General features: G+C 69.7%; 1 protein-coding gene. It reads right to left on the reverse strand.

Going from position 1 to position 580, the window contains the following annotated elements; genetic code table 11:
• The coding region (locus CCN42_RS32470) for a condensation domain-containing protein (protein ID WP_245877572.1) at positions 1–543 on the reverse strand (543 nt) is incomplete at its 3' end.
• Between the last annotated feature and the right edge of the window lie 37 nt (positions 544–580).

Raw genomic sequence — 580 nt, forward strand, 5'->3', positions numbered from 1 at the left:
CGCCTGCGACCACTGCCGGTAACTCGTCCCCTTCGCCCCCAGCTCACGCCCCTCATACAGAGCGCGCAGATCCTCCGCGAGAACACGCCAGCTCACCGTGTCCGTGATCAGGTGATGCAGCGCGAAGAACACCCGGGCACTGCCGTCCGAGAAACCGTGCAGATACCCGAACGAGGCCATCGGACCCCGCTCCAGACCGAACCCGCTCTGCCAACCCGTCAGCCGCTCCCGCAACGCCCCCGCGAACCCGGCCGAACCCTCACCACCCGGCAGCTCACGCACATCCAGCACCCGCAGCCCCGGGAACGACGCCTCCACGTCATAGAACTGCACACCCCCACGGAACCGCAGCCGCAACGCGTCATGCCGCTCCACCAAACCCCGCAGCGCCTCCTCCAGACGCCCCGCGTCCAACTCCGGCACCCGCACCAAGAACGCCTGGTTCCAGTGCCCCGGCCGCACGAACCCCCGGCCGAAGAACCACTCCTGCACCGGCAGCAACGGCACCTCACCCGACAGCACACCCTGCTCCGCCACCACCACAGCACCCCCACCCGCATCCGGCTCCGCCACCGCCAGG

The sequence above is a fragment of the Streptomyces glaucescens genome (assembly GCF_002154375.1).
Classification (GTDB): Bacteria; Actinomycetota; Actinomycetes; order Streptomycetales; family Streptomycetaceae; genus Streptomyces; species Streptomyces glaucescens.